At 62.5% G+C, this 2,238-nt stretch carries 2 protein-coding genes and 1 pseudogene; 2 read left to right on the forward strand and 1 reads right to left on the reverse strand.

Annotated features, from left to right (window positions below):
- Positions 1 to 327 (reverse strand): annotated as a pseudogene (locus BG457_RS12500) (hypothetical protein); the annotation flags it as partial.
- 964 nt (positions 328 to 1,291) lie between these two features.
- Between BG457_RS12500 and BG457_RS20300 the strand changes: the two are divergent.
- Both BG457_RS20300 and BG457_RS20600 read left to right on the forward strand, forming a co-directional pair.
- Positions 1,292 to 1,462, forward strand: coding sequence for a hypothetical protein (locus BG457_RS20300; protein ID WP_175546794.1), 171 nt, complete (start codon positions 1,292 to 1,294; stop codon positions 1,460 to 1,462).
- Positions 1,463 to 1,512: 50 nt separating this feature from the next.
- On the forward strand, positions 1,513 to 2,172 hold the full coding sequence (locus BG457_RS20600; protein WP_245771004.1) for a hypothetical protein: 660 nt from the start codon (positions 1,513 to 1,515) through the stop codon (positions 2,170 to 2,172).
- The last annotated feature ends 66 nt before the right edge of the window (positions 2,173 to 2,238 follow it).

Here is a 2,238-nt window from a genome sequence, read left to right on the forward strand (position 1 = left end):
CTGGAAGAGCAGCGCCCAGTCTGAGGCACTGAGCCCGACGGCGCGCAGGGCCTCATGGCCTGCATAGCGCGCGGCAGTCTCGGAGATCAGGGCAAGGATTTCGGGACGCGCAGGTGGCGCAGGGCGCGCACGCAGACCGCCGGAGCGTGACCCCTCAGCGCCATCGGAGACGAGGGCGGCCTCGCGCAGCGGCGCGATCAACTCGCCGCCCGCGTAATGCTTGGCGAAGCTGCGTGTGGTCTGGGAGGGACCAAAGCTGCCATCGGCCCCAAAGCGCAGGATCAGCCCATCGCCCGCCAGTGCCGGGGACCCGAGGGTCAGGGCCAAAGACAATGCTGCGGGCAACATCAAAGGCATCGCAAAGGAAGCAACCATGGGCCGGGTCACAGTCGGGACCGCTGCCCCGGGACAAGACTTCACGCGCATAAAATCCGCACTCCACATCCTGCAGATCGCAGGCCTTCACCGCGCGTGTTCGTCATGCTGTTCAGGCCCTCGCGCCGCTCTCGGCACAGCTGCGCTCCTGCCGCGCAACCTCAGCTGCGCGGCCTAGGATCGAGGGGTGATCTGAGTGCGGCGCACCCGGCATCACCCGTCTTCCAGCGACAGGTTTCCTGAACAGCCCCTCAAGGATCGCGGGGCTCATCGATTGAAATTAAAACGCCTTAGGGTTGAGTCCCATGGGGCGCAATTCGGGCAGTATGCAGACAGGCAAAACCCGCGCTGTCACAGCAGCACTGCAGTCAGATTATTGTTTTACTATAATACCTTAAATCCTCATTTGCACTTGCAGAAAAATCGCTCCTCCGACATAGGCAGGCGGGCATTTGATGCACGCTGTAGTCGAAATGATGATTTTTCAAATCCTCTATCAGTTGTGTTGGCGCGCTGTTTAGACACCCAGTTCTTGAGGCACAACCCGGAAAACACAACCATGAGACGATTTCTGTTTACCTTTTATTCCGGCCTGTTTTGCAAGGGTAGCGCACCAATGCAGCTGCAGCATTCCGGGGGTAAGGAGTGCTCTCGGCGCTGCCCTGTGACGGCGCTTCACGGTCGGATTCTCCGCCAGTTGCGCACCTGCGAATCACCTCCGAATCAGATCGCCCATGGCGGTTTCGGGGGCGGGCGATTCGTGAGGCACGTGAGGGTCTGGCCGAAAACCTCCGTCATCCGGGTGGGTTTTGGGCTGGCGATGCTTTGCGCCACTGCCTCCCCGCTACCGGCTCAAGGCCATGCGGAGCCCTGCCTCCCGCTGATCCCGCCAGACCTACCCAGCGACGCAGGGCTCATGCGCGAATTCGAGGACCTCCTGCGCGAGGAGTTCGAACACTACCTCTCCGAAGTCACCCTGTATTTCCGCTGCATCGATGCTGAACGTGCGCGCGCCTGGCGCGAGGCGGCCGAGGTCACCGCGCAATATGGCGCGTTTCTCGAGGCGCTGCGCCGGGCGCCGCCATGAGCTGCCCATTGCTCATCTCTCATTCCCACCCAAGAACAGGAAGTCTGATCATGTTCACATCTCGCGCGGCGACCTTGCTGCTTGCCCTGACAGTCACCGCACTCCCTGCGCCCAAGGCGCAGGCCTATCCGATCGATTGTGCCATCCTGCTCTGTCTGGCGGGCGGGTTTCCCCCGAGCGCGGAATGCATGGCCGCCAAAGCCACGATGATCCGGCGCATCACGCCCTGGCCGATCACGCCGCCTTTGCAGCTTTGGAATTGTCCAATGGGCCTGCCTGCTGGCTTTGTTCCCGCCCCGGGCAGTCCCGAGATCCGCCTTGGCCCGGACGGGCTGACCGACGAGGTGCGCGGCTACCGCGATGCGATCGAGATCTATCATATCCGTACATCACCGCCGATGAGCAGTGACGACCCGCCAGGGTCCTGGCGCGATCACACGCAGCGCGGGGTCTATCTCGAAGACGGCAGTCATCGCTGGATCAGCGCCAGCTTGCGCCATGGGCCGGAATGGCTGGCGGAGTCTGATCGCATCCGGCGCGTGCCGATCCGAGCCTGCCTGCTTGAGGCTGATGGTGGTTGTTGGAAATGGGGTATCTCGCATTCCGAGAACTGGCCTCTGGGCGGTTCCTGGTTCGGACACAGGCCCGTAGTCGCCATCCGCTATGAGGACCATGAAGGCCGCAAGCACATTGAGTTCGTGAATTACTGACGCCAAGCGCTCCGCGGCGCATCACCTGCGCGAGCCAGCCCCCCTCACCAGAAAAGGCCATCCCCT

Source organism: Natronohydrobacter thiooxidans (assembly GCF_001884735.1).
Lineage (GTDB): Bacteria > Pseudomonadota > Alphaproteobacteria > Rhodobacterales > Rhodobacteraceae > Roseinatronobacter > Roseinatronobacter thiooxidans_A.